At 54.0% G+C, this 26,087-nt stretch carries 22 protein-coding genes; 16 read left to right on the forward strand and 6 right to left on the reverse strand.

All coding sequences use genetic code 11. The features are described from left to right. Positions 1-189: 189 nt before the first annotated feature. Positions 190-426, reverse strand: coding sequence for a helix-turn-helix domain-containing protein (locus tag H8693_RS09170; protein ID WP_249280716.1), 237 nt, complete (start codon positions 424-426; stop codon positions 190-192). 96 nt (positions 427-522) lie between these two features. Between H8693_RS09170 and H8693_RS09175 the strand changes: the two genes are divergently transcribed. From H8693_RS09175 to H8693_RS09195, 5 genes are all read left to right on the forward strand, one after another. Beyond that, on the forward strand, positions 523-720 hold the full coding sequence (locus H8693_RS09175) for a hypothetical protein (protein WP_249280717.1): 198 nt from the start codon (positions 523-525) through the stop codon (positions 718-720). A gap of 324 nt (positions 721-1,044) precedes the next feature. Next, positions 1,045-2,565 carry a xylulokinase gene (gene xylB / locus H8693_RS09180; RefSeq protein ID WP_249280718.1) on the forward strand — a complete coding sequence of 507 codons (1,521 nt, stop codon included), beginning with the start codon at positions 1,045-1,047 and terminating at the stop codon, positions 2,563-2,565. A gap of 34 nt (positions 2,566-2,599) precedes the next feature. Beyond that, positions 2,600-3,421 (forward strand): transketolase, encoded by an 822-nt coding sequence (locus H8693_RS09185; protein ID WP_249280719.1) that lies wholly within the window; start codon positions 2,600-2,602, stop codon positions 3,419-3,421. A gap of 12 nt (positions 3,422-3,433) precedes the next feature. Then, entirely contained in the window at positions 3,434-4,375 is a 942-nt protein-coding gene (locus tag H8693_RS09190) for a transketolase family protein (RefSeq protein ID WP_249280720.1), read from the forward strand. A gap of 146 nt (positions 4,376-4,521) precedes the next feature. Then, positions 4,522-5,316 carry an amidohydrolase family protein gene (locus tag H8693_RS09195; RefSeq protein ID WP_249280721.1) on the forward strand — a complete coding sequence of 265 codons (795 nt, stop codon included), beginning with the start codon at positions 4,522-4,524 and terminating at the stop codon, positions 5,314-5,316. A gap of 471 nt (positions 5,317-5,787) precedes the next feature. Here the strand turns inward: H8693_RS09195 and H8693_RS09200 are convergent, their stop codons facing one another. The 5 genes from H8693_RS09200 to H8693_RS09220 form a co-directional block, all read right to left on the reverse strand. Then, a complete protein-coding gene (locus tag H8693_RS09200; protein ID WP_249280722.1) occupies positions 5,788-6,159 on the reverse strand; it encodes a hypothetical protein in 372 nt (123 codons plus the stop codon). Between the two features lie 21 nt (positions 6,160-6,180). Then, positions 6,181-6,486, reverse strand: coding sequence for a helix-turn-helix domain-containing protein (locus H8693_RS09205; protein ID WP_249280723.1), 306 nt, complete (start codon positions 6,484-6,486; stop codon positions 6,181-6,183). Between the two features lie 400 nt (positions 6,487-6,886). Next, positions 6,887-8,032, reverse strand: a complete 1,146-nt coding sequence (locus H8693_RS09210) for an alpha/beta hydrolase family protein (protein WP_249280724.1) — start codon at positions 8,030-8,032, stop codon at positions 6,887-6,889. 19 nt (positions 8,033-8,051) lie between these two features. Then, complete coding sequence (locus H8693_RS09215; RefSeq protein ID WP_249280725.1) at positions 8,052-9,200, reverse strand: alpha/beta hydrolase family protein; 1,149 nt, start codon at positions 9,198-9,200, stop codon at positions 8,052-8,054. Positions 9,201-9,637: 437 nt separating this feature from the next. Then, a complete protein-coding gene (locus H8693_RS09220) occupies positions 9,638-10,810 on the reverse strand; it encodes an iron-containing alcohol dehydrogenase (RefSeq protein WP_249280726.1) in 1,173 nt (390 codons plus the stop codon). Between the two features lie 334 nt (positions 10,811-11,144). Between H8693_RS09220 and zapA the strand changes: the two genes are divergently transcribed. The 11 genes from zapA (at position 11,145) to thiI (ending at position 26,077) form a co-directional block, all read left to right on the forward strand. Then, positions 11,145-11,570: a cell division protein ZapA gene (gene zapA / locus H8693_RS09225; RefSeq protein ID WP_249280727.1), complete on the forward strand. Its 426-nt coding sequence runs from the start codon at positions 11,145-11,147 to the stop codon at positions 11,568-11,570. A gap of 67 nt (positions 11,571-11,637) precedes the next feature. After that, positions 11,638-13,935, forward strand: coding sequence for a U32 family peptidase (locus tag H8693_RS09230; RefSeq protein WP_249280728.1), 2,298 nt, complete (start codon positions 11,638-11,640; stop codon positions 13,933-13,935). Beyond that, positions 13,932-16,295, forward strand: coding sequence for an endonuclease MutS2 (locus tag H8693_RS09235; protein WP_249280729.1), 2,364 nt, complete (start codon positions 13,932-13,934; stop codon positions 16,293-16,295). The genes H8693_RS09230 and H8693_RS09235 overlap by 4 nt, the downstream gene beginning before the upstream one ends. Positions 16,296-16,341: 46 nt before the next feature. Next, positions 16,342-16,782: a DUF523 domain-containing protein gene (locus tag H8693_RS09240; RefSeq protein WP_249280730.1), complete on the forward strand. Its 441-nt coding sequence runs from the start codon at positions 16,342-16,344 to the stop codon at positions 16,780-16,782. A 39-nt stretch (positions 16,783-16,821) separates the two neighbouring features. Further along, positions 16,822-17,502, forward strand: a complete 681-nt coding sequence (locus H8693_RS09245; protein WP_178619759.1) for a response regulator transcription factor — start codon at positions 16,822-16,824, stop codon at positions 17,500-17,502. After that, on the forward strand, positions 17,502-19,025 hold the full coding sequence (locus H8693_RS09250) for a sensor histidine kinase (protein ID WP_249280731.1): 1,524 nt from the start codon (positions 17,502-17,504) through the stop codon (positions 19,023-19,025). Before H8693_RS09245 ends, H8693_RS09250 begins: the two co-directional genes overlap by 1 nt. Beyond that, a complete protein-coding gene (locus H8693_RS09255) occupies positions 19,022-20,521 on the forward strand; it encodes a S1C family serine protease (protein ID WP_249280732.1) in 1,500 nt (499 codons plus the stop codon). The genes H8693_RS09250 and H8693_RS09255 overlap by 4 nt, the downstream gene beginning before the upstream one ends. A 314-nt stretch (positions 20,522-20,835) precedes the next feature. Continuing rightward, a complete protein-coding gene (locus tag H8693_RS09260) occupies positions 20,836-22,530 on the forward strand; it encodes a C40 family peptidase (RefSeq protein WP_249280733.1) in 1,695 nt (564 codons plus the stop codon). Positions 22,531-22,609: 79 nt separating this feature from the next. Further along, positions 22,610-23,089 (forward strand): GNAT family N-acetyltransferase, encoded by a 480-nt coding sequence (locus H8693_RS09265; protein ID WP_249280734.1) that lies wholly within the window; start codon positions 22,610-22,612, stop codon positions 23,087-23,089. 657 nt (positions 23,090-23,746) lie between these two features. Next, complete coding sequence (locus tag H8693_RS09270; protein WP_249280735.1) at positions 23,747-24,898, forward strand: cysteine desulfurase family protein; 1,152 nt, start codon at positions 23,747-23,749, stop codon at positions 24,896-24,898. A 3-nt stretch (positions 24,899-24,901) separates the two neighbouring features. Next, positions 24,902-26,077, forward strand: coding sequence for a tRNA uracil 4-sulfurtransferase ThiI (gene thiI / locus H8693_RS09275; protein WP_249280736.1), 1,176 nt, complete (start codon positions 24,902-24,904; stop codon positions 26,075-26,077). Positions 26,078-26,087: the final 10 nt, after the last annotated feature.

Here is a 26,087-nt window from a genome sequence, read left to right on the forward strand (position 1 = left end):
GTTTTGGGCGATTTTCTATTTCCCGCGGAAAATGGGAAACGATATTTGGAGGAGGATCTTGCATTCCAGCTTCCCCAATATTGTTTTTCCGCAAATCTTCCGCAAACGCATGAAAATTCAGCCGCCATCTGCCCGCCGGCATGGAAATTTGGAAGCTATGCAAAAGGAACGGTCACAAAATTTTTTTGCCTACTTTCTTTTGGAAGATGGCTGAGGAAAGGGGCGCGGATCGTTGGTTCTTCCCAGAATATAATCGGTGGAAGTTTGATAAAAATCCGCCAGCTTCAAAAGATGCGGGATCGGGATGGTTTGATATCCACGTTCATATCGGGAATACACGGTTTGCGTGATTCCCAAAAGCTGGGCAATATCCTTTTGATATAAATCTTTATCTTCGCGCAGGTCACGCAATCTTGGAAAATACATACAACACTCCTTAGTACTTTTTTATACTATTGACCATACATGAAACCGAGGATATAATGGGCTATAAAGTACTAATTAGTACTATTTGGAGGTTTTATGAATTTATACGAAGAAGATTTGTTCCCCCTGGAGCCCGGGGAGAAACGGGAATCCCATTCGGGAGACACCAGCTGCAAGTATATGGAGGCGATTTGGAAGATCCGGACAGTGCTTGCCGATAATTCGCTGGAGGAATCCGAATACTATAGAAAACTGGAAGCTATCAAGGGGATATTAAAAGACCTGGACCGATGAACCGGCAAAAAAGCTGCATTTTTTTGCAGTTGGTTTTGGGAATGTGCATTTTTTCTCGCCCATAGGCGGTTGTATTTTGAAAAGATGTATGCTATAATTATCTTACATTGTGGCGGAGGAAGTGCTCCGGGCCACAAAAATTTTTTGCAAGAAATGTAACCCCTTACATTTCTTGCACTCACGGGAAAATTTGCAATCTTTTCCCGCCTTCTTGCCAAAGGAAATTGAGACGTGCTATAATACTCCCATAGCGGTTTCAAAAAGTAATAAACTGCAGTTTTTTTGCGGTGCAAAGCATGGGGAAAATGAGGGAGGAGACAGAAAATGAAATATTTGTTGGCCCATGATTTGGGAACAACGGGCGACAAGGCGACCCTGTATTCTGAGGATGGAACGCTCATCAAGAGCATTATTGCGGAATATCCCACTCATTATGGAAAGCACGGCGTTGTGGAACAGAATCCAGAGGATTGGTGGAAGGCAGTCTGCGAGACGACGAGTGCGATGGCTGATCTTGTGGATAAAAAGGAAATTGCGGCGATCTGTTTTGGCGGCCATATGATGGGCTGCCTGCCCATGGATAAAAACTGTCGTCCCCTTCGCAACTCCATCATCTGGGCGGATACCCGTTCCCAGAAACAGGCGGACGAACTGGGCGAACGCTATGGGGTTGCTGAGTTCTATCAGACGACCGGGCACCGGCTTTCCCCCTCCCACACCATCACAAAGTTTATGTGGGTGAAGGAGCATGAGCCGGATGTATATAAAGAAACATATAAAACCATCTGCTGCAAGGATTATATCGCCTATAAGATGACCGGGCAGCTGGTGACGGATTATTCGGATGCTTCGGGCACCCTGGCGTATAACATCCGCAAAAAATGCTGGGCAGAGGATCTGATTGAATCTGCCGGGCTGGATATCGAGAAATTCCCGGAAATCCGGGACGGTTCCCAGGTGCTGGATGTCGTCACGGAAGCGGCCTCCAAAGAGTGTGGTCTGCTGGCCGGAACCCCGGTGGTTCTGGGGGGCGGCGACGGAGAAATGGCGGCTATCGGCGCGGGCGTGACCAAGCTGGGTGCCGGCTACACATGCCTGGGTACTTCGGCCTGGGATATGGCGTGCGTTCCCGAACCAGTGCAGGATCCCACGCGGCGGATTGTTACCTGGAACCATGTCATCCCCGATCTTTTGACCCCTACGGGCACGATGCAGGCTTTCGGTGCCTCCATCGCCTGGATGCGGGAAAACCTCTGTCAGGAGGAAGTGGCTCTCGCCAAGGAAACGGGAATCAGCAAATACGATTATATCAACGCCAATGCGGCCAAGTCGCCGGTGGGTGCCAACGGGCTTCTGTTCCTGCCCTATCTCCATGGAGAGCGTTCGCCCCATTGGAATGCCGAGGCTAAGGGCGTGTTTGTGGGCCTCACCATGAAGCATACCGTAAACGATATGAAGCGTGCGGTCATGGAAGGCTGCGTATTCAACATGGGCCTAATCCATAATATTTTCCTGGAAAACGGCCTGAAGGTAGACGCTCCCCTGATGGTGGTGGGCGGCGCGGCCAACAGCCCGCTGGTGATGCAGGCGCTGGCTGATATGTATGACATGGAGCTCTGCCGCACCAACCAGGTGGACGAAGCCGGTTCCATGGGCGGCGCAATCCTGGCGGGGCGTGCCACGGGCGTGTTTGATTCCCTGGACGTTTTGGACCGCTTTGCCAAGATAACCCAAGTGGTCAAGCCCATTCCGGAAAATGTGGCGAAATACAAGGAGATTCTTCCGGTGTTCCAGGAAGCCTATGACACCCTGGTTCCCGTGTTCCCCAAGCTGAATCAATTTTGACATAAAAATTATAGATTGAGAGGTTATTAAAGAAATGGAAGCGAATGAAAAGAAGTTCTTGAATGATGTCTGCAAACAAATAAGAAGAGACATTATCGAAGCTATCGGAAGCGCCGGCAACGGCCATGTGGGCGGCAGCCTGTCCATCGTGGAAGTGCTTTCGGTTCTCTACTACAAGCAGATGAACGTGGATCCCAAGAACCCGCAGATGGCGGATCGGGACCGTCTGGTTCTCTCCAAGGGCCATGCGGGTCCGGCGCTGTATTCCACGCTGGCGGAAAAGGGATTCTTCCCCCGCGAAATGCTCAAAACCCTGAACAAACCCGGCACCAACCTCCCCAGCCACGCGGATATGCTGCGCACCCCTGGCATTGACATGACGGCCGGTTCTCTCGGGCAGGGCCTTTCCGCTGCCGTTGGCATGGCGGTTGCGGCTAAGATCGTCAAGAGCCCCGCGACCATCTATGCGATCATCGGCGACGGCGAAAGCCAGGAAGGCATGATCTGGGAGGCGGCGATGTATGCCAACCAGAAAAAGCTGGATAACCTGATCGTATTCACCGACTATAACAACGCGCAGATCTCCGGCACCATCGACGAGGTCAACTCCCTGGAGCCGCTGGCGGATAAATGGAAAGCTTTTGGATTTGAAGTGTTTGATGTAAAGAACGGCCACGATGTGGAAGAGATCAACGACGCCATCGAGGCGGCGAAAAAGGCTTCCAAGCCCTCGATGATTATCCTGCATACCATCAAGGGTAAGGGCGTTTCCTTTGCGGAAGCTCTGGGAATTGGCTGCCATGCCATGCCCGTACCGCCGGAAAAGGTTGCAGAAGCTCTGGAAGAATTGAAGTAAGAGGTGAATATCATGGGAAATACTGTTGAAATGAGAGCCATTTTTGGCAAAGCTTTGGAAGAAATGATGGCAAAGGACGATAAGGTCTGCGTAATCGACGCCGACCTGGCCAGAGCCGATGGAACCTGGTATCTGCGCAACATTTATCCGGACCGCGCTCTGGATGTGGGTATTGCGGAAGCCAACATGGCGGGTGTTGCCGCCGGCATGACCTCCTTTGGATTCAAGCCCTGGATCACCACTTTCACCGCGTTTGCGACCCGCCGGATCGCCGACCAGGTTGCAATTTCCATCTCTTATGCCAAGAGAAACGTGAAGATTGTCGGAACCGACCCGACCATCACCGCGGAATATAACGGCGGCACCCACATGAGCGTGGAGGATATCGCCATCATGCGCGCCATCCCCGGCATCCTGGTGTTTGAAGCTGTGGATAACGAGCAGCTGCGTCAGGCGATGCCCCAGCTGGCGGCCTATGAAGGCCCGGCCTATGTGCGCCTGAGCCGCAAGATGGTGGAAGATGTGTTCGACAGCAGCTATAAATTCGACCTCTTCAAGGCGGATGTGATGAAGGAAGGAAGCGACGTTACCGTTATCGCCTCCGGCATCATGGTGAAGGAAGCCCTGGAAGCGCAGGAAATCCTGGCCAAGGAAGGCATCAGCGCGGAGATCATCAACCTGCATACCATCAAGCCGGTGGATGAGGAAACCATCATGGCTTCCGTCAAGAAGACGGGCTGCGTCGTGACTGCGGAAAACCACAGCGTCATCGGCGGCGTATATTCCGCCATCAGCGAGATCATGAGCCGGAAGAACCCTCTGCCCATCGTTCCGGTGGCGGTTATGGACCGGTTCGGCGAGGTTGGTCTGCTGCCCTATCTGAAGGATGCGATGCACCTGAACGTTTCGGATATCGTGGAAGCCGCCAAGAAGGCTGTTGCGATGAAGAAATAAGGGGCGTATCCCCGCTCTGGCCCGGCATGGAATTGACGGGCGGAAAAATGTGTGCTACGATTACCGGGAGATTTTTCGTCTCCCGGTATTTTTTTGCGGGGACGAAGGAAACAACAAATGCAGAAAACGGGAAGAAGGAAAGAAATATGATTGTCGATTTTCATACCCATGCGTTCACGGATGCTTTGGCGGAAAAGGCCATCGGGAAGCTGGCAAAGGTATCGGGGATGCCTCCGCAGAGCGACGGGACGGTTTCGGATTTGCAGAAAAAGATGCGTGAACAGGGCGTGGATACGGCGGTTGTGCTGAATATCGCCACAACCGCCCATTCCATGCACAAGGTGAATGACTTTGCCGCCCAAATCAACGCCCTTCCGGGCATTGTGGCCTTTGGCAGCCTGCATCCGGATGCGGAGGACTGGCGGGAGGAGATCGCCCGGGCGAAGGAAATGGGGCTCAAGGGCGTCAAGCTGCACCCCCATTACCAGGGCTTTTTTGTGGATGAGGAACGGATGTTCCCCCTATATGAGGCGCTGGCTGAGGCGGGCCTGCTGGTGACCTTCCATGCGGGCTATGACCCGGTTTCGCCGGATGTAAACTATTGCACGCCCAAAGCCGCCCGGATGGCCCATGAGGCGGTCCCGGGGATGAAGATGATCCTGGCCCATATGGGCGAAATCAAGGAGCCGGGCGAAACCGAGGAATATCTCATCGGGACGGATATTCTGCTGGATACGGCCCTTTGCGCCCGGGGAAATATCCCGGAGGAACAGCTCACGCGGATGATCCGGCGTCATGGCGCGGAGAAAGTTCTGCTGGGAAGCGACTTCCCCTGGCACCGGAGCGAAGAGGAAATTGCGCTGATCCGTTCCCTTCCGCTGACGGAGGAAGAAAAGGCCATGATCCTGGGCGGCAACGCCCAGCGGTTATTGGGGCTGTAGAGAGAGTACAGAAAAGCCGCAGGAATAAGAATCCTGCGGTTTTTTTAATGGGGATACAAGCAAACATTGTGAATTGACGGAATTATAGAAAGAAAAACAAATAAAAATAGTATTACCGGATACAGAAATGCCAGATGATGGAAATTCTAGGAAATTATATAATTTTCTTCTTTATCGGCGAATGTCCCGTGTGGGCACGATGGATAACAATTATTTTTAGTGAAACTCGAAGAAAAAGATAATTATAAAAGCAAACCAAAATATTATATTGTTATATATGTAAAAATATGGGAATTAAATATTTTCAATACCACAATAATTAGTTGTCGGATTTCCTGCAATGACAATAATATATTGTTTATAGAGAGATAAAGAAACAAATATATCATGTAATTAACAAATTATATGGAAAAATGGAACAATAAAAACAGGTATAGCTTGAAAACTCCAAATATACCTGCTTTTTAACAATTATTTATTGTTACCAGGGGCCTGGGCTCGGGTGGCGCCGGCGATCCGCCGTTCCTCCACAAGCTCCCGAAAAAGCGCAAAGCGTTCAGGAACCACGAATTCATAGATGCCTTCCTGGCAGAACCAATCGATACACAAATCCAAAAACTGCCGACGGGAAAGGGATTTGCGCCGGCGGGGGAACCGTTTCCTCTTCAGCTTGGGATAGCTATTCCAGAAATCCCACATGGCAAAATTTACCACGGCTTTCGGCAGGTCTGGTTCCCCCATGAGCAGCAACACAATTTGCATGAAGGGGCGGAGCAAAGTGGTGGGGTCCACATGGACGGTCTGGCCGTTTTCTTCATCCTCTAAATAGACAGGTTTTTCCATAATATAAAATAAATTCCTTTTTTAGACAGACACAATGACGGAGAGGGGGGCGGTTTCGGGATCGTCCGCGTCGGGGGGACAATATTTCATGATGCTATCCAGCGGGCAATCCAGGGCATAACAAATTCTGGAAAATACATCCAAATCAATCCGCTGCAACGCATCACCATTTTTATAATAGCGGTTAATCATGGAATACCGGATGCCTGTCATGCGGGCGAGCCGGCTTCGGGAAATTCCTTTGCTGTCCATCAAATCCTTGATATTGACGATGATGGAACCGTAATTCACTTTTGTTGTGATAATAATATCCCGTATTTCCGGCATCTTGCGTCCCTCTCTATTGCTATCTTAGCAAATCCGGAATTTTTTGGCATCTTCCTTCTTCATGTCCGACTTCTGCATGAACTATCATGTAGATGCTATAGCATGCTCATAGTATATTGCTTACTAAGTGATTATTAAATCAAGTATACTTATGATTTAGGTATTACTATAGTAGTAATTTGAAGTAGAGGATTCGTTTTGCAATTAAATGGATTTATGGGAAAAAGTGAATATCTGGAAAAGTTAATTTACATTTTTTATATGCGAAAGTAAAGAATTTTATAAATCGAGGATTTCTGTCTACATCTCAAAGGAACCCAATTAAAAAATAAGCCCTCTGCATAGCAGAAAGCTTATTCTTAATTCAAGAATATTAGATTTATATTCTCGTGGCTAAAAATCAGATATTGCGCAGATGCGTTTCCATGAAGGCATAGGCGTCCTTCTGCATATCCGGGTTGAAGCAGTGGGGCGCGTCATAGAAATTGCAAGCGTATTTCTCCGGGCAGCCCGCTTCCTCATAGACCTTGCGCATCCGGTCGTCGGCGTCGTGAACGCCCACAAACTGTTCGTCGTGGATGCCGTTCAGCACGAGAAGGGCGTTCGGGGCATTGAGGGCCGCCAGATCCGGGAAGTCGATAAGGCTCCAAAGGGAGGGCTGGAACATCATAAACGTGTGATAGCGGCAATGCTCTTTGATCATCGCGGCCTGAGAGCACATCCATCCGGCCACCACGGCGCACTTGATGCGCTCGTCCATGCCCGTGAGCATCATGGAGCGGAATCCGCCAAGAGACAGCCCCAGGCAGCCGATGCGGTTCGGATCGACGTCGTCCCGGGTCATGAGATAATCGACGGCCTTTTTGTCCTCGTCCAGCAGGAGGCCGCACCAGGACTGGCCGGCGAAGGCGAGATACTTATACATATAGGCCTCGAAGCGGCGGCAGAACAGATTGTATTCCACCTTGTATTCCTCCGAGTCCTTCTCGAATTTGGCGGGGTCCACATGGAACTCGTCCTTGAAGAGCTGGGGAACATGCTCCACATCCAGGTTATAGTTGCCAAAATAGAAGGTTTCAAAATACATGACGAAATAGCCCATTTTCGCCAGGTCGATGGCCACGGAGCGGCCGCCATAGCGCAGCTCCCGGTTCTCCTTGATCATGGGGTCGTTTTCCTGGCCGTTGTTGAGCATCTTCACGATGTCATAGTAATACTGCCAGCCATGGCCGGAAAGGAGGATGACCGCCGGGTGCTTTTCCTCGCCGTTATCCGGAACGAGGGCATATCCCCGAAGGCGCAGATATCCGTTGATGCTGATTTCCAACGTCTCCTGCCGATAGCCGTCCATCTGGTCGGTCCGCAGGATCTTGGGATAGAGGGGCGTGCCGTCGTCGCAGAGGGTGAAATGGGGCGCCAAAACCTCCCGGACGTGCCTGGCCCAGGTCTGGTAATCCCCCATGGATTTGTCATAGCGGAAGCGGTTTTTGTCCCGCATTTTATAGAGGTATTGGATATACTCCGTGAAATTCGCTGTATCTCCCATCTTTTTTCTCCTTTTTTCTTTATTTCAGATTTTTCAGGTGCGTTTCCATGAAGGCATAGGCGTCGTCCTGCATCTGGGCGTTGAACATATGGGGCGTATCATAGAAATTGCTCACATAGTTTTCCGGATGCCCGGCCATGGCATAGATTTTCTTCATGCGGTCGTCTGCCTTGTCTGCGCCCTTGAACTGCTCATCCTGCAGGCCGTTGATGACGATCAGCGAGTTGGGGGCGTTCAGGGCCACCAGATCCGGGAAATCGATCAAGGCCCAGAGGGAGGGCTGGAACATCATGAAGGTATGGAACTTGCAGCGGCTGTCCTCCAGCATATCCGGAAGGCAGGCCATCCATCCGGCCACCACGGCGCACTTGATGCGCGCATCCATGCCCGCCAGCATGAGGGAACGAAATCCGCCCAGAGACAGGCCCACGCAGCCGATGCGGTCCGGGTCGACGTCGTCCCGGGTCAGCAGATAGTCGATGGCTTTCTTGTCGTTTTTCAGGTTGAGCCCGGTCCAGGACTGGCCGGCAAAGGCGAGATACTTATACATATAGGCCTCGAACCGGCGGCTGAATAAGTCCGAAGCGTCGATATATTCGAGAGAACCCTTTTCAAATTGGGCCGGATCCACATGGAATTCGTCCTTGAAAAGCTGGGGCACGTTTTCCACGTCCAGGCGGTTCTCGCCGAAATAGAAGGTTTCCAGATAGACCACCAGATAGCCCCGCTTGGCCATCTCGTTGGCCACCGAGCGGCTGCCGAAGAAATCGTCCTTCATCTTGGTGATATAGGGAATTTCCTCCTCGGGTTCCAGCATTTTATAGAGGTCATAGTAATACTGCCAGCCATGGCAGTTGAGGGCGACCACTGCGGGATGTTTTTTCTCGCCGTTTTCCGGAACGAGCACCGCGCCCTTCAAGCGCAGATAGCCGTCTACATTCAGCTCGATGGTCTCCTGCCGATAGCCATCCTTCTGCTTCACATCCAGGGTCTTGACGTTTAAGGGAGCGCCGTCATCCTGCAGGGTGAGATGCGGCTCCAGAATTTTGCGCACGCCGGCCGCCCAGGTTTGATAATCTCCCTGGGAGGGATCATAGCGGAAGCGCTTCCCATCGCGCATTTTATAGAGATACGCGATATATTCGCTGAAATTCGCCGTGTCTTTCATGATCCATTTAACTCCTTTGATGCATTGAAAATGTGAAATTGCCTTGCGAAATTACTTGCAGTATAGCACAAGGGCCGGCAATGTGCAAGGCGGGGAAGGATAACTTTTTTCACGGAATCTCTCCTTTTTCATCACAATACCGACACAAATATGCAGTAAGCTGAAAACAGTTAAATGTTGCTTAGAAAACCGGAAAAAAGGAAGGTGAAGCCTATCGCCCAAAACATCGTCTGACCCAAAAATATAGTATTGCTGTAAAAATGGATAAGAGATTCCCCTTTTTGATAGACTCCCAGAAAGGGGAATTTCTTTCTTTAGCGGCTCGGGTTTCCGGGCCGGGGGAATCTTTCGCTTGCAGGAAAGGCGGAATTTTTTCCTGCAAAAGAGAAGCCTACGACAAAAAAGGCCGGCAAAACTGCCAGCCTTTTTCGCTGCGGTTACATGCACATCTTGAGAATTTGGACGACATCCTCTTTATTGAGGGAGACAAATCCAATGCTTGTGCGGGCGACGGCTTTTTCCGCCATAGCTTCGAAATTGCTCTCATCCGCAATGCCCAAATCCTTGAGGCTCATGGGCAGACCCAGGGAAACCAGGAATTCCTTGGTTTTCGCAATAGCCTCTTTGGCGATATCATAGCGATCCTTGGCGGCGTCGATGCCAAAAACATTGATGCCGTATTCCGCAAATTTGTCCACAGTCTTGTCGGACAGAACGTATTCCATCCAGTTGGGCGTCAGAATCGCCAGGCCGGCGCCGTGGGTCACGTCATAGAAGGCGGAGAGAGGATGCTCGATGGCATGGCAGGTCCAGCTGAAATTTGAGAAGTCCACGCTGGCCTTGGTGATGCCGTTGATAGCCAGGCTGGAACACCACATGAGATTGGCCCGGGCTTCATAGTTGGTGGGATCCTCCACGGCGGTCTTGCCGTATTTCAGGCAGGCCTTCAAAAGCCCTTCGGAAATGCGGTCGGAGATAAAGGTTTCCTCCGTGGTATTGAAATACGTCTCGAGAATATGGGACATGATGTCTGCAATGCCGGAGGCCGTCTGGAATTTGGGCACGGTATAGGTATAGGTGGGATCCAGAATGGACGCCTTGGGGATCATGCAGTTGGCGCAGACCCCGATTTTATCCTTGGTTTCCAGATTGGTGACCACCGAGAAGCCATCCATTTCCGAGCCGGTGGCGGAGATGGTAAGTACCGAAAGAACGGGCAGCGCATCCTGAATGAGGGAAGGATTCTTGAACAGATCCCAGGCGTCGCCATCATATTTCACGCCGGCGGCAATGGCCTTGGCGCAGTCGATGGAGCTGCCGCCGCCCACCCCCAGAACGACGTCGATGCCGTGTTCCCGGCAGAGCTTCACGCCGGCATAGACCGACTGAATCCGCGGATTGGGCTCCACTCCCGAAAGCTCCTGGAAGGGAATGCCGTTTTCCTTCATCTGATTTACGATGGTATCGTAGATGCCCGTTTTTTTAATGCTGCCGCCGCCATAGACCAGGAGGACGGAAGAACCATATTTCTTGATCTGGGCGGGCAATTGGGAAATCTGGCCTTTGCCGAAAAAGATATCGGTGGGGACATAGTAGTTAAAATTGTGCATGTTGTGTTTCTCCTTTTCTTTTCTGTTTCAAATCCGGGGAGCACAAGAAAGCAAAGAGGTGTCCGGATATTTTTGTGATTTTCCTGTGATCCTTAACAAAATTATACACCCGAGGAGGGGGGAGAAGTCAAGCCCTTTTCCTGCGGCGGCGTGCAAATGGAAAATCCAGGGAACCCATTTCTAAAAATCGCATATTTTGTAGCTTTTTTCGTAAAAAAGCCCTATATTTAGCATTTTCCCCTTGAAAATCAGGGGAGATACGGTATAATAAAAACATAAAGTTTTGCCGGGCAGGCAACGGGCTTATCGACGACGAAACGCGGGAGACGGGCATATGGCAAAAGAGAAAACCACAATCACTGTAGCGGGCCGGGAATACACCATCCTTTCGGAAGAAGGCGGGGAATATGTAAACCGCGTGGCCTACGATCTGAACCAGAAAATTGCGGCGCTCAATGCCGAAAATGTTGGGCTTTCCACTGTGACGCTTCTGGCGCTCACCGCCCTCAACCTCACGGATGAGCTTTTCAAGGCCCGGGAGGCGCTTGAGGCTTCGCGGCAGGAGCTGGAGGAGATCCGGGAGGCGCTGCATAAAGCGGAGATTCAAAATCGCATTGCCGCCAAAGAACAGGCGGGCGGCGTGGCTATCGGAAACGAGCTCAAGCGGCTGCGGGAGCAGGTGCGGCGGCTGGAAACCGAGAATCAGGAGCTCAAGCGGAGCAAGGTCACCAGCATTCATCAGAATGCGCGCACCCGGTAACAGGAAGGTGGAACGAACCCATTATGCGGCTGTATAATGGGTTTTTTTGTGAAATGGAGAAGGAGATATGATGGAAGTTCTGGCCCCGGCCGGGGATATGGAAATTGCAAAGCTGGCCTTCCGGGCCGGGGCGGACGCCTGCTATATCGGCGGGGAGCTTTCCGCCCGGGCCTATGCCCGGAATTTTTCCCGGGGAGAGATCCGGGAGATCCTGCGCTATGCCCATGGATTCGGCAAAAAAATTTATGTGGCGGTCAATACCATGGTGCTGGAACGGGAGATGGAATCCGCTCTCTCCTATCTTGGATTTTTATATGAAGCGGGCGCGGATGCGGTGATCGTGGCCGATATGGGGCTGGCGGCTGCGGCCCATGCCCTCTATCCCGCCCTGCCCCTGCATGCCAGTACCCAGATGGGGGTGGAGGACGCGCGGGGCGCGGCCTTTGCCCGGAAGCTGGGCTGCTGCCGGGTGGTGCCGGCCCGGGAGACTCCCCTGGATGTTCTCCGGGAAATTGCGGATACGGGCATGGAGGTGGAGGCGTTCTGTCATGGAGCGCTGTGTTCGGGCATATCGGGAATGTGCCTGCTTTCCAGCTTTATCGGAGGCCGCAGCGGCAACCGGGGCCGGTGCGCCCAGCCCTGCCGCATGGCCTATACTCTCTTGGGGGAGAAGGCATACCACCTGAGTACGGCGGACCTGTGTGCGATCGGCCTGCTGGGCGAACTGCACCGGGCGGGGGTAAGCTCCCTGAAAATCGAAGGACGCATGAAGCGGCGGGAATACGTCGCCATCACGGTAGACGCCTATCGCCGGGCCGTAGACGCCCTGGAAGAAGGCGGAGAATTCGACACGGAGGCGGCCGTCCTTGCCATGCAGAAGGTCTATAACCGGGGCGGCTTCACCCAGGGATATCTGAAGGGCGGCCGGGATGTGACATATCCCGCGCGGCAGAACCATATGGGCGTATATGTGGGCCGGCTGGAAAAGGCGGCGGGACGGCGCGGCTTTGTGCGCACGGCGGAAACCCTGCAAAAGGGCGATGGACTTGAGTTTATGGGCCAGAGCTCCCATGGCGGCCTGACCATCGGGTTTGCGGATCCGACCCCCGGCGGATGGCAGATCCCTCTGCCCGCCGGCGCAAAGGCGGGGGACAGGGTGTTCCGCACAACCGACGCCCGGCAGATGGAAGAGGCTGGGCAGATAGGGGAAAGAGAACTGAAAATTCCAGTGAATATGCAGCTTTGGCTGGCGGAAGGAGAGCCGGCGCGGCTGGTTCTTTCTGCCCGGGAGCAGGAGGCCGAAGCGGCGGGAGCTGTCTGCCAGCAGGCGCAGAAGCCCATGGAAGAGGGGCGGATTCGGGAGATCCTGCAAAAGACGGGAGGGACATCCTTTGTCTTGAAAACCTGTCAAATCCATTGGGCGGGGAACCCATTTCTGCGGGTGGCAGAGCTGAACGCCCTGCGCCGGGAGGGACTGGCTGCCCTGGAAGAGAAAATAGCGGAGGCTGGCCGGCCGTATCTGCCCGAGCCGGGAACGCGGCAGGAACCGGAGGCGCGTCCAGCCCCGTGGAATGGCATCGCAGCCCAGGTCAAAACGCCGGGACAGGCCCGGGCGGCCTGGGAGAACGGCGCGGGGCGGGTATACTTTGCGCCGGAGGAATATACGGAAAGCGCGCTGCAAACCATAGGGAGAGAGAAGCGGGGCGAGGTATATCTGGTGCTGCCGCCCTTTTGGAGCCGTGCGGACCGGAAACGGCTGAACGAATTGCTCCCCTGGCTCCGGGAGCATATGGACGGATGGGTTTGCGCCAACCCGGGGCAGGTGGAATTTGCCCGGGAAACCGGGATGCCCTTTGTCTGCGATTACTGGATGAACACGGCCAACCGGGAAAGTGCGTCAGCCCTTTTCCGGGCGGGCGCTGCCGGCATCACCGCCAGCACCGAGCTGGATCAGGCCATGCTGCGGGAGATGGACGGCGCGGCGGCGGAAGCCGTGGTTTATGGCAGGCTGCCCCTTATGAACCTGCGCCACTGCCCCCTGAAAAAGCAGGGAAACTGCGGGAAATGCGGGCATGCGGTTTTGGAGGACCGGGCGGGTTATGCCTTTCCCCTGGAGAGGGCGGGGATTGCTGATTGCCTTTTGCAGGTCTGCAACTCGGTTCCCCTCTGGATCGGCGATCTTCCGGCGCTCCGGGCCGCGGGCATACGCTCTCTGCGGCTGGTGTTTACCCGGGAGGATGCGGAAACGGCGGGCCGCGTGACCAGGGCCTTTTCCTCGGCCTGGCGGGCTGGGCAAAAGGTGCATGGTGATGGTATAATAAAGGAAACGACAACGACAGGACATTTTCGGAGAGGAATCGAATGATAGACCGACGCGTAAAACGAATTTTGGGATATGACCGCATCCTGGAGATGCTGGCGGAAAAAGCCCAGTCCAGCCTGGGGAAAAAGCTGGCGGAGGAGCTGGAGCCTGCGGATACACTGGAGCTGGCGGAGCGGCTCACGGAGGAAACCAAGGAGGCGGAAACCATCACTCTTTCCCAGCCTTCCTTTCCCCTGCAGTCCTTTTCGGATATCGGGCCGGAGCTGGGGCGCCTGCGCTCGGGCGCCGGGCTCAACGCCAAGGAGCTTATGCGGATCAGCCAGGTTCTAAAGGCCTCCCGCCGGGCCAAGAAGGGCATTCAAAAAGATGAGCTGGGGCGGCTTCGGCTGCTGCCGGCGATGGCCGGGAATCTGTTCTTGGAGGACGAGATCGTGCGCCGGATTGACGAGGCTATTCTGGGAGAGGACGAAATCTCGGATTTTGCCTCCCCGGAGCTGCGCAGCATCCGGCGGAAAATCCAGAGCGAAAACGCCTTTATCCGCGAGAAGCTCAATAGCATGATCCGGGGCCGGGAGCATTCCAAATATTTGCAGGATGCCATCATCACCATGCGTAACGGCCGCTATGTCATCCCCGTCAAGCAGGAATACCGCGGGGCGGTTCAGGGGCTGGTCCACGACGAATCCCAGAGCGGCGCGACGCTGTTCATCGAGCCGGTGAGCGTGGTGGAGGCCAACAACCGGCTGCATTCCCTGGAAGGGGAGGAGCGCCGGGAAATCGAGAGGATTTTGCTGGAGCTTTCGGATCTGGCCCGGCCGTATACAGCGGAATTGCAGAACAATCTGGATATTCTGGCCTATCTGGATCTGGTTTTTGCCAAGGCGGCGCTGGCCGTTCAGATGGGGGCTTTTCCGGGCGCCATTCATGCGGAGGGCGTTTTGGATATCCAGGAGGGGCGGCATCCACTCATCGATAAAAATACCGTGATTCCCGTGTCCCTCCGACTGGAGCCGGACAAAAATACCCTCATCATCACAGGGCCCAACACAGGAGGAAAGACCGTGACCCTCAAGCTGGTGGGGCTGTTTGCCGCCATGAACCAGAGCGGCCTGTTTCTGCCCGCCGGCGCAAAGACAGCACTGCCATTGTTTCACGCAATCTATGCGGATATCGGCGATGAGCAGAGCATTGAGCAGTCGCTTTCCACCTTTAGTTCACATATGAAGAACATCACCTATATCCTGCGCCATGCCCAGAAGGGTGACCTGGTGCTGCTGGACGAGCTGGGGGCAGGCACAGATCCTGAGGAAGGCACAGCCCTGGCATTGGCGATTTTGGAGGAGCTGAACCGGCGGGGCGTCAAGCTGCTCACTACCACCCATTACAGCGAGATTAAGGCCTTTGCCCTGACGGCGCCTGGATTCGTCAACGCCAGCATGGAGTTTGATTCCCAGTCCCTGAAGCCCACCTATCGCCTTTTGATGGGTGTCGCGGGCTCCAGCAACGCGTTTCTCATCTCCAAGCGGCTGGGGCTCAAGCGGGAAATCATCGAGAACGCCAAGTCTTTCATGCGCGATGAACGGCTGCAGTTCGATTCCCTGCTCACCGAGGCCGAGAGGACGCGCTCCAAAGCCCAGCGGGAGCTGGAACGCGCCCGGGAGATGGAGAAAAACGCCAAGGAAATCGATGCGAAAGCCAAAAAGCTGGAGCGGGATCTGGAGGAGCGGCGCAAAGCCGCTCTGGAAAAGGCCCGGGAGGAGGCATATGAGATCGTCCGCAAAGCCCGGGAAGAGACCGAGGATATCATCAAGGAGGCCAAAAAGCTGCAGAAGATGAGCCAGCCCGAGGCCACAAAGACGGTGGAAAAGGTGCGACGGGAGCTTTCCGCCAAGAGCGACACCATGCAAAGACAGATGCGGGAGAGCAAAAAGCCCCACACGCCGCCTAAAAAAGACGATATCCGTCCGGGAGACAGCGTGCGCATTTGCAGCCTGGGGGCGGACGCCACAGTGCTGGAAGCGCCGGACGGTAAGGGAATGGTGGCTGTGCAGGCGGGCATTATGAAGATGACCGTGCATTATACGGATTTGGAGAAAAAGCAGGGAAAAAGCGGGAAAAAGGCGGCGCGGACCAGCTCGGTGCGGCTGGTGCATAAGCCCGTTCCCCTCTCCCTCAATCTCCATGGCTATACTGTGGAGGAGGCGCTTCTGGAGATCGATAAATACCTTGACGATGCCTTTGTCGCGGGTTTAAGCGAAGTTTCCATCATTCATGGCAAGGGCACGGGCGCGCTGCGCAGCGGGGTGCAGAATTATCTGCGCCATCATCCCCATGTGGCGAAATTCCGCCTGGGGAAATATGGCGAGGGAGAAGCCGGAGTGACGGTGGTTACGCTAAAATAATTGGCGAAATGGTTACAGATTATTCATATTTAGGAGCTATAATAAAATGGTCATGATTAGTGCTTGTCTGGCGGGGAAAAAATGCCGCTATGACGGCGGCGCAAAGCCCAATCAGGAAATTTTGGCCCGCATTGCCGGAGGAGAAAAATTCTGCCTGGTGTGCCCGGAATGTATGGGCGGGCTGCCCATCCCCCGGGAACCGGCGGAGATCCAGGGCGGAACCGGGGCGGACGTTCTCGCCGGCCGGGCCTGTGTGATAAGCCGGGATGGGAAGGACGTGACGGCGGCCTATCTGGCGGGAGCGCAGAAGGGGCTGCAAATGGCAAAGGCCAAAGGGGCGGATACTGTGCTTTTGAAGAGCAAAAGTCCTTCCTGCGGCGCGGGGCGCATTCATGACGGGAGCTTTTCCGGCAGACTGGTCCCGGGAAACGGCGTGTTTGCCGAGTTGCTCATGCAAAACGGCATCCATGTGCTGGAAATGGAATAATACATTTTATCATCAAATAATGATTCGGGGGGAAATACGATGGCGAAAAACACCATCCTTTTGGTGGACGACGATGAAAATATCTGCAAGGTAATCAAGCTGTATCTGGAAAAAGAGGGGCTGGAGATCCGGATTGCCAACGATGGAAAACAGGGATTGGATATGTTTTCCAGCTATTCCCCGGACCTAGTGCTGCTAGATATCATGATGCCGGGCATGGATGGCATTGAAGTCATCAAGCGCATCCGCAAGGAGAGCAACGTGCCGGTGATTATGCTGACGGCCAAGGGCGATACTTTCGATAAGGTTCTGGCTCTGGAGCTGGGGGCGGACGATTATATCGTGAAACCTTTTGAGCCCAAGGAGCTGATAGCCCGGATCAAGGCGGTCATCCGCCGCAGCGAGAATGCTTCCGCCGAGGAAGAAAGCATCAAATATGAGGATCTGGAGATCTCTCTGGCCACCTATACTGTGATTTATTGCGGCGAAAAGCTGGAGCTGCCCCCAAAGGAGTTGGAACTGCTCTATTTCCTTGCGTCGCATCCCAACAAAGTGTTTACCCGGGAGCAGCTGCTGCAAAAGGTCTGGGAATTTGATTTTTACGGCGATTCCCGGACGGTGGACGTGCATATTAAGCGGCTTCGGGAAAAGCTCGGAGGCGAGCATCCCTGGCAGATCAAAACGGTTTGGGGCGTTGGATATAAATTCGAGGTTAAGTGATGTTTCGGTTTAAGACGCTGTTTGGCCGGATGATGACGACAGTTCTGATCATTGGGGCGGCGGCTGTGCTGCTGGTTTCTTTGCTGACCACGCGGATGCTCCGGGCCTATACGATTTCCGAACAGACCCAGACGCTCATCGACAGCGCCCAGACCATCAACGAGCTGTTTTCTTCGGATTATGCCGGCGGCGGCACGGGAGAGCAGCTCTTTTCGGATATCGCCCAGCTGGCCTCCTATGAAAAATATAATGTCAGCGTTGTAGATAAATATAACGTAGATTATTCCGTCACTGTGACGGGCAATTCGGATCTGAACGCCAACGAGGCGCTTCTGGAAAAGAACAAGACGGCGATGCAGCCGCAGGTTCTGGCCGGAAACACGGTTTCCGCTGTGAGCAGCGACAGCGATGTCTATTCCACTCCGGTCATTACCGTAGGGGTTCCGCTGACCTATGACGGACAGATCATGGGCGGGATTTTTCTGCATACACGCCTCACCTCCCTGCAAAACACCCTTCAGGTGTTTTATTCCCAGGTGCTGATTTCCAGCATTATTACGCTGTTCATTGCCCTGCTTCTGGTGTATTTCAGCGCCCGGCAGATTGAGCGCCCGCTCTATAAGATCGATGCGGCCGCCAAGGCGCTGGGGAAAGGAAATTTCTCCAAGCGGCTGAATGTGGAGGAATGCAACGAGATGGCCGGCCTTGCGGAAACCTTCAACGGCATGGCGGAGGAGCTGGAGAAATACGAGAATACGCGGTCCAGCTTTGTGGCCAACGTATCCCATGAGCTGCGAAGCCCGCTGACATCCATCCAGGGATTTGTGCAGGGGATTCTGGATCACACCATTGAAGAAAAGGACCAGGAGCAGTATCTAAATATCGTGCTCTCAGAGACAAAACGGCTGAACGTGCTGATCCGGGATCTTTTGGATCTGGCGAAAATTGAATCCGGCCAATTCCCTCTCAACAAGACGCAGTGGGATATCAACGAGCTGATCCGGCGCTGCTTTATCAGCTTTTTAACAAAAATCGAGGATAAGGGGCTGGAAGTTTCCGTTAACCTGCCCGAAGAGCGGACGATGGTATATGCCGACGAGGACCGCATGGCCCAGGTGGTCACCAACCTGCTGGACAACGCCGTGAAATTCTGCGAAGAGGGCGGGACGCTGAAAATCTGGACATATCTGGCGGAAGGCAAGGTCTATGTCAATATCTCCAACAGCGGAGAAACGATCCCCGAGGAGGATATTCCCTTTGTATTTGACCGCTTCTTTAAAGTGGATAAGTCTCATAACCGCAAAGCCGCAGGCACGGGCATCGGGCTTTCCATTGTAAAAAATATCGTGATGCAACATAACGAGAAAATTTGGGTAAACTCTAAAGAAGGGACGGGAACTGTGTTCACCTTCACGCTGGGCTGCGTGAGCGAGGGAAAGGAAAAGCGCAGGGAACGGGAACCTGCGAAAAAGGAAATAAGCGCATTTAACGTAAATCATTCCGAAAAGAAGGAGGACAAATGATGGAAGAAGACCGCTTTGATGAAAAGAATCAGGGCCTAAACGAAGGATATACAGGCGCAGGGCAAGAGCAGGATACGCCTGCTGTGGATTCGTATGGACAGGGGGGAACCGGGTACGGGAAGGACTCCCATGCGGCGGAGGATCACCGCCATTTTGGCGAACAGCCCCAGTGGCAGCCGCCGGAGCCGCAGGCACCACCGGCCAGCCAGGAATGGCAGGCGCCGGAAGCCCAGGGCCCGGCCTATGAAGCCGGACCGGAACAGCCGGGATATACCTATGGATATTCTCCGGCAGGCGACGGCTATGGAGAGCCGCCCAAACCGCCCAAAAAGCATAAGGCGGGAAAGGTGCTGGGGCTGATTGCTGTGATTGTCGCCAGTGTGATGGTGGGGGCGCTGGTGGGGGTCTATGTGGTATATCCGCTGCTGAATACCGGAAACCGGGATTCTCTGATCGTTCCCGCCCCTTCGCCCTCGGCCTCTCAGAGTGCGGCGCCGGAGGCCTCCGGCGATAAAAATGTGACCATCGGTGGCAATAACGTCAATATTCAGGATGCCAACAACCCCATTCCCGAGATCGTGGAAACCCTGTCGCCCTCGGTGGTGGGCGTCGCGGCCCAGACCGTCCAGGAGACGGTGGAGGGCAAGATCCGCAATATCTCCCGGGGAACCGGCTTTGTCATTTCAGATGACGGCTATATCCTGACAAACTATCACGTCCTGTCCGGATCGACGGATATCACGGTCACGACCCAGGACGGCAAGGAATATCCCGCAACCTATCTGGGCGGGGATTCCACCCGGGATGTCGCTGTAGTAAAAGTGGAGAATGCGGGACTCAAGGCAATGCCCATCGGAAGCTCTTCCCAGCTCAAGGCCGGGCAGCAGGTCATCGCCATCGGGAATCCGGCGGGCGCCGGGGAAAACCTGGTAGGAACGGTAACCGTGGGATATGTGAGCGCGGTGAACCGGGAGCTGATGTTCAACGGCACGCGGCAGAAATTTATCCAGACGGACGCCGCCATCAATCCCGGCAACAGCGGCGGGCCGCTGGTAGACAGCAGCGGCAACGTCGTGGGCATGATTACCCTGAAAAGCCTGGTATCCACTTCTACGGTGGATGCGGAGGGCATTGGATTCGCCATCCCCATTGATTCGGCGGTGGAAATGGCAAAGGAGATCATTGAAAACGGCTCCATTAAGAAGCCGGGTCTGGGCATCTGGTATGGAACACTGACGGAAGAGGCGCGCCAGCAGGCCGGCCTCCCGGCGGGCCCGGTGGTGCAGGGCTTTATGGAAAACAGCCCGGCAGAGGCAGCCGGAATGCAGGAAGGCGACGTCATCATCAAGTATGAGGGCGAAGAGATGGGCGACCGGAACATGGCGGATCTGATTGACGAAAAGAAAGTGGGCGACAAGGTGAACATCACGGTCTGGCGGGATGGAAAGGAAATCGATCTGGAAATCACTCTGGGAGATATCAACACAATGAACTAAACCAATGTATAAAAAACGGCGGATCTCCGGACAGGAATCCGCTGTTTTTTATCGGCATAAAACCGAAGGGAAGGGCAATAATTACACTTATATTAAGAAATATTACAAAAACGTGTACAAGCGAAGAAAAAAGGTGTATAATAAAAATGTTTAGATTTTCATTCGCCGAAACCCCATGGAACACGGATAAAGATTATCTGCAAAAAGGGGAAAACGGTATATAGCATCTTAGGTTAGCGCATCTTATGTCATTTTATATGCTTCATACAGCATGATTTTTGAAAGAAACGATTCAAAAGAAAAGGAACGAGCGCATGAAATTTGATTGGAAAAAGGTCTTGTATTCGGTAAAAAGAACCGGAGAGGGCGTCTTTTCCCGGATGAAACACTGGTTTACACGAAAGCTGGCCCGATCCAAATATCGGCGGCGCCGGGGCGGGCGGCAGAGAACGGGCGTTTTTGCCCAGCCGACAGCCAGAGTGACGCCGGAAGTTGTCGCGAAGTCGGCTACCCCCACGCCTAGGAAAAAATGGAGCCCAACGCTCTGGCAGGCGGGCATTGGAATTGCGGCGGTGGTTTGCTGCGCGGCGACGACAATTCTGCTGCTGGCGCCCCATGGCGAGGAAGCGGGGGAGCCCCAGGATCCGACCTACCGGGCGGTTGTATCCTCTATTGCAACGCTGCGGGATCAGGTAACGCTGCCTTTTGATCCGGAGGAGACGAGCGGGATCGTGGCTTCCGACGAGCTGGTTCCAGGCGTGACCTCCCCGAAGGTGGCGGAATTGCAGGGCCGGCTGATGGATCTGGAATATATGGAAGAGGACGAAACCACGGAATATTACGGCCCCATGACCAAACAGGCGGTTCGCGTATTCCAGCGCAAGCATGGCCTGCAGGCAGACGGCATTGCGGGTCCGCAGACGATTGCCATGCTGAATTCGGCGGATGCAAAAGTATATTCCGCCGCCCTTGGGGATTCGGGAACGGATATTGAGGAACTACAGTCCCGTTTAAAGGAACTGGGCTATATGGAATTGGTCACCGGCAATTTTGGGGAGCTGACCCAGGCGGCGGTGAAAGATTTTCAGGAGAAAAACGGTCTCACGGCAGATGGCGCTGTAAACTCGCAGACGCGGGAGAAGCTGTATTCCGAAGATGTTAAGGCCAATGCGCTTTCCATCGGCACGGAAGGAGAGACGGTGGAGAGAATCCAGAAGCGCTTGGTGCAGCTGGGGTATCTGACCCAGGCCGACGGGAAATATGGCCGGGATACAGTGGCAGCGGTGAAAAAATTCCAGCAGAACAGCGGCCTGATTGCCGACGGCTATGTCGGCCCGGAAACGCGTTCTGCCATTTTCGCCAGTGACGCTCAACCCAACGCCCTGATTCTGGGTTCCACGGGCAGCGATGTACAGAAGGCGCAGGAGCGGCTGAAGAGCCTGGGATATATGAAAAAGGTCACGGGCTATTATGGCTCGGATACCGAAGCGGCGGTGAAGAGCTTCCAGTCCCGCAACGGCCTGACGGCAGACGGAAAGATCGGCGCAAAAACCAGCAGTGTTCTCTATGGAAAGAATGCCAAAAAGGCGGGCAGCAGCGGTGGGGGGACATCTTTTCCCAGCAATAAGAGCGGCGTGGAAAAGCTCATCGCAGTGGCAGAATCCAAGCTGGGCTGCCGGTATGTCTGGGGCGCCAAAGGCTCCAACAAGTTCGATTGCTCGGGCTTTGCCTATTACTGCCTGAACCAGGCAGGCGTCCGTCAGGGATATATGACCTCGATTACATGGCGCAGCTGCAAGAAATATAAAAAGATCACGAAGATGAGCGATATCCGCCGGGGCGATATCATCATCTATACGGGACGGACCAGCGCCCATGGGCATGTGGGCATCGCGGTTTCCAACTCGACCATGATCGATGCTTCTTCCAGCAAGGGAAAGGTCGTGAAGCGGAGCTTCAAGACATCGTATTGGAAGAATCACTTCTATTGCGCTTTCCGGGTGTTCTAGGGATGTAAATAAAGCAAATCAGGCCGGCGTTGCCTAAAAGGCGACGCCGGTTTTTATCGTGAAAGGGGAAAATGAAAATATGAAAAATACGCCTGTATTGAAAACCCGGCGTCTGGAACTGCGCCAGTTTACGCAGCGGGATATAGCGGCGCTGTTTGCTATTTATGGGAATAGGACGGCCAATGAATTTCTTCCGTGGTTCCCTCTGCAGGACGAAAGGGAGGCGAAGCGCCTGTTTCAGGAAAAACACGAAGATTTTTATAAAAATTCCCAGAAATATCGGTATGCGGTATGTAAAACAGACGGGGAACCCATCGGTTATGTTCATTTGGAAGCAAAAGAGGAAAGCCACGATTTGGGATATGCATTGCTCCCGCAGTTTTGGGGGCAGGGAATTGGAATTATCACGGAAGCCTGCCGGGCAGTGATTCAGCAGGAAAAAAAGACGGAATTGCCTATATCATGGCCACGCATGATCGGAATAACCCGGCCAGCGGGAGGGAATGCAGAAATTGGGGATGCGATATTGCTATACCTATCGGGAACAATGGCAGCCTAAAAATTTTAGCGTGGATTTCCGCCTTTACCAGATGAACTTCACCTGCCCTGAAAAATGGGTATTTTCACGATATTGGGAGCAGTCGGTGGTGCATTTTGTGGAGCCGGGGCTATAAAAGGAGAAAAGGACGGACTGCACGGACTTTTGGCTGAGCAAACAGAAGATCGGACTGGAGATAAAGAAGAGTTATGATATTCTGACGCTAATCCCCGCTTGCTTTAAAGATAGTTTTTTTAGGAAAGAAGGAAATCTTGAGAGGATTCGGGCGCGGAATAACTGGCGATATAAAAAACCGGCCGTAAGATTTCTTTGTCGGCTTTCTTTATGGAAGAGAGGAGAGCCTTAGAAAAAACGAGAGCTTGGGGGAGAAGAGCGGGAGAGATAAAAGAGGGCAGTAAATAAAGGCAGTCATAAAATTTTTTTGCGTACTTTCTTTTTAAAGAAGAAGGGAATTCTGGGAAACCGAAAAACTGGATAAGAAACCGGGAAAAAAAGGGGCTGCGAATAAAGCCGGTCATAAAATTTCTTTGCCTACTTTCTTTTTAAAGAAAGTAGGGGGGGTGGTTTGCAAAAGCCCTATTGGCATGATAAAATAAGATCATATGCAACATTTTAGGAAAAAGGCAGGATTTCCTGCCTTTCTGTTACGAGGAAATCATGGAAATATATTTGGATAACGCGGCGACAACAAAACCCTCTAAGGCATTGCTTCCCCTGTTTTCGGCCCATGTGGAGTCGGAATGGAAGAATCCCTCGGCCATGTATCCGCCGGCGGTAGCGGCGGAAAGGCAGCTGCGGGCGGCGCGGGAGACGCTGGCCGGGGCTGTCCATGCGGATCCGGCGGGCGTGGTGTTCACTTCCGGCGGAACCGAGGGGGCCAACACGGCGATTTTGCGGGGATACCGCGCAGCCGGAGAGAAAAAGCTGCATTTTATCACTTCCGCCTATGAGCATCCCTGCGTATATGAATGCTTCCGTGCGCTGGAGACAGCGGGGCACTCTGTCGACTACATTCGCCCCCGGGCGGATGGGAAAATCCATCCGGAGGATGTGGCGGAGAAGGTGCGGGAGGATACCGCTTTGGTGAGCGTTATGCACGTCAACAACGAAACCGGCGCAGTCAACGACATTGCCGGGATCGCGGCGGCGGTGAAGGCAAAAAATCCCGGGACGGCCGTGCATGCCGACGGCGTGCAGGGCTATGGCAAATGCCCCCTGGATTTCGGCGGTTCCGCGCTGGATTACTATACGGCAAGCGCCCATAAGCTCCATGGACTTAAGGGGACGGGCGTGCTCTTTTATAAGAAAAACGCGCCTCTCAAGCCATATCTGCTGGGCGGCGGCCAGGAAAAGGGTTTGCGCTCGGGGACGGAAAACACATTTGGCATCCTCGCCTTTGCCCGGGCGGTGGAGGAGTATATGGCCCACCGGGAGGAGTGGGTGGCCCATATGGCGGCCCTGAAGGCGTATCTGCTGGACAAGCTCTCGGATATCCCGGATATGCGGATATTCTCCCCGGCGGACGGGGCACCGCATATTCTGAATCTGGCTTTCCCGGGCATGCGGGGCGAAGTGCTTCTGCATCTTTTGGAGCAGAAGAAGATCTATATCAGCACGGGTTCGGCCTGCTCCTCTCATAAAAAGCGGGCGGGTTCCCGGGTGCATCAGGCGCTGGGGGTTCCGGCGGATATCACGCAGGGCGTTGTGCGGCTGAGCTTCTGCCCGGAAAATACCGAAGAAGAGATGGAAACGGCGGCGGCGGCCATCAAGGAGGCTTTGGCCGGGTTCCGCGGATTTATAAGGAGATAAAAAATGGCGGCAACTGTACTTTTGGTTCGATATGGAGAAATACACTTAAAAGGCGCCAACCGGCCCTTTTTTGAAAGCCTGCTGGTCAAGGCCATGCGGCGGGCGGTGGAGCCCTTTTCGGGGAAGGTATCCCGGGGCGACGGACGCTACTATGTCCACGGCGTGGCGGAGGAGCAGACGGGAGAGGCCATCCAGGCGCTCACCCGGGTGTTTGGCATCTATTCCGTGAGCCCGGCACTGGAGGTCGAAAAGGATAAGCAGGTCATGTATGAAACCGCGGCGGAAGAAATGAAGCGGTATATGCAAAAGCATAACCTTGCCGGGGCGACCTTCAAGGTGGAGGTCAAGCGGGCGGACAAGCGGTATCCCATGAAGTCCATGGAAGTGGCGGCGGACGCGGGAGGCTATATTCTGGAGCATGTGGAAGGGCTCCGTGTGGATGTGCATAACCCGCAAGTGCGTGTATTTCTGGAGATCCGGGAACAGGCCTATGTCTATGTGGACATCATCAAGGGCCAGGGCGGCATGCCCCTCGGTTCCAACGGCAAAGCGGCCCTGCTGCTCTCCGGCGGCATCGACAGCCCGGTGGCCGGGTATATGGTGGCAAAACGCGGCGTCCTGATCGAGGCGGTACACTATCATAGCTTTCCCTATACCAGCGAGCGGGCCAAGGAAAAGGTGATCGAGCTGGCGCGCATTCTTTCGGCGTATACCGGCCCCATTCGGCTGCATATCGTTTCCTTCACGGAAATTCAGATGCAGATTTATGAAAAGTGCCCGGAGGAACAGCTCACCGTGCTTATGCGGCGGTTTATGATGCGCATTGCCGAGCGCATCGCCAAAGAAAACGGCTGCCAGGCGCTTATTACGGGAGAATCCATCGGTCAGGTAGCCAGCCAGACCATTGAGAGCCTGCATGTGACCAACAGCGCCGTGGAGCTGCCGGTGTTCCGGCCGCTCATCGGCATGGATAAGATAGAGATTATGGAGCGGGCGGAGAAAATCGGGACATATGAAACCTCCATCGAGCCATATGAGGATTGCTGCACGGTGTTTGTGCCCAAGCACCCGGTGACCCGGCCCAGCCTGGAAAAGATCGAAAAGTCCGAGGGGCTGCTGGATGGCGAAGGGCTGATCGCCCGGGCGATGGAAACAGTGGAAACCATCACCGTCGGATAATCCGCGGTGT

The organism is Guopingia tenuis, assembly GCF_014384805.1.
Lineage (GTDB): Bacteria > Bacillota > Clostridia > Christensenellales > Christensenellaceae > Guopingia > Guopingia tenuis.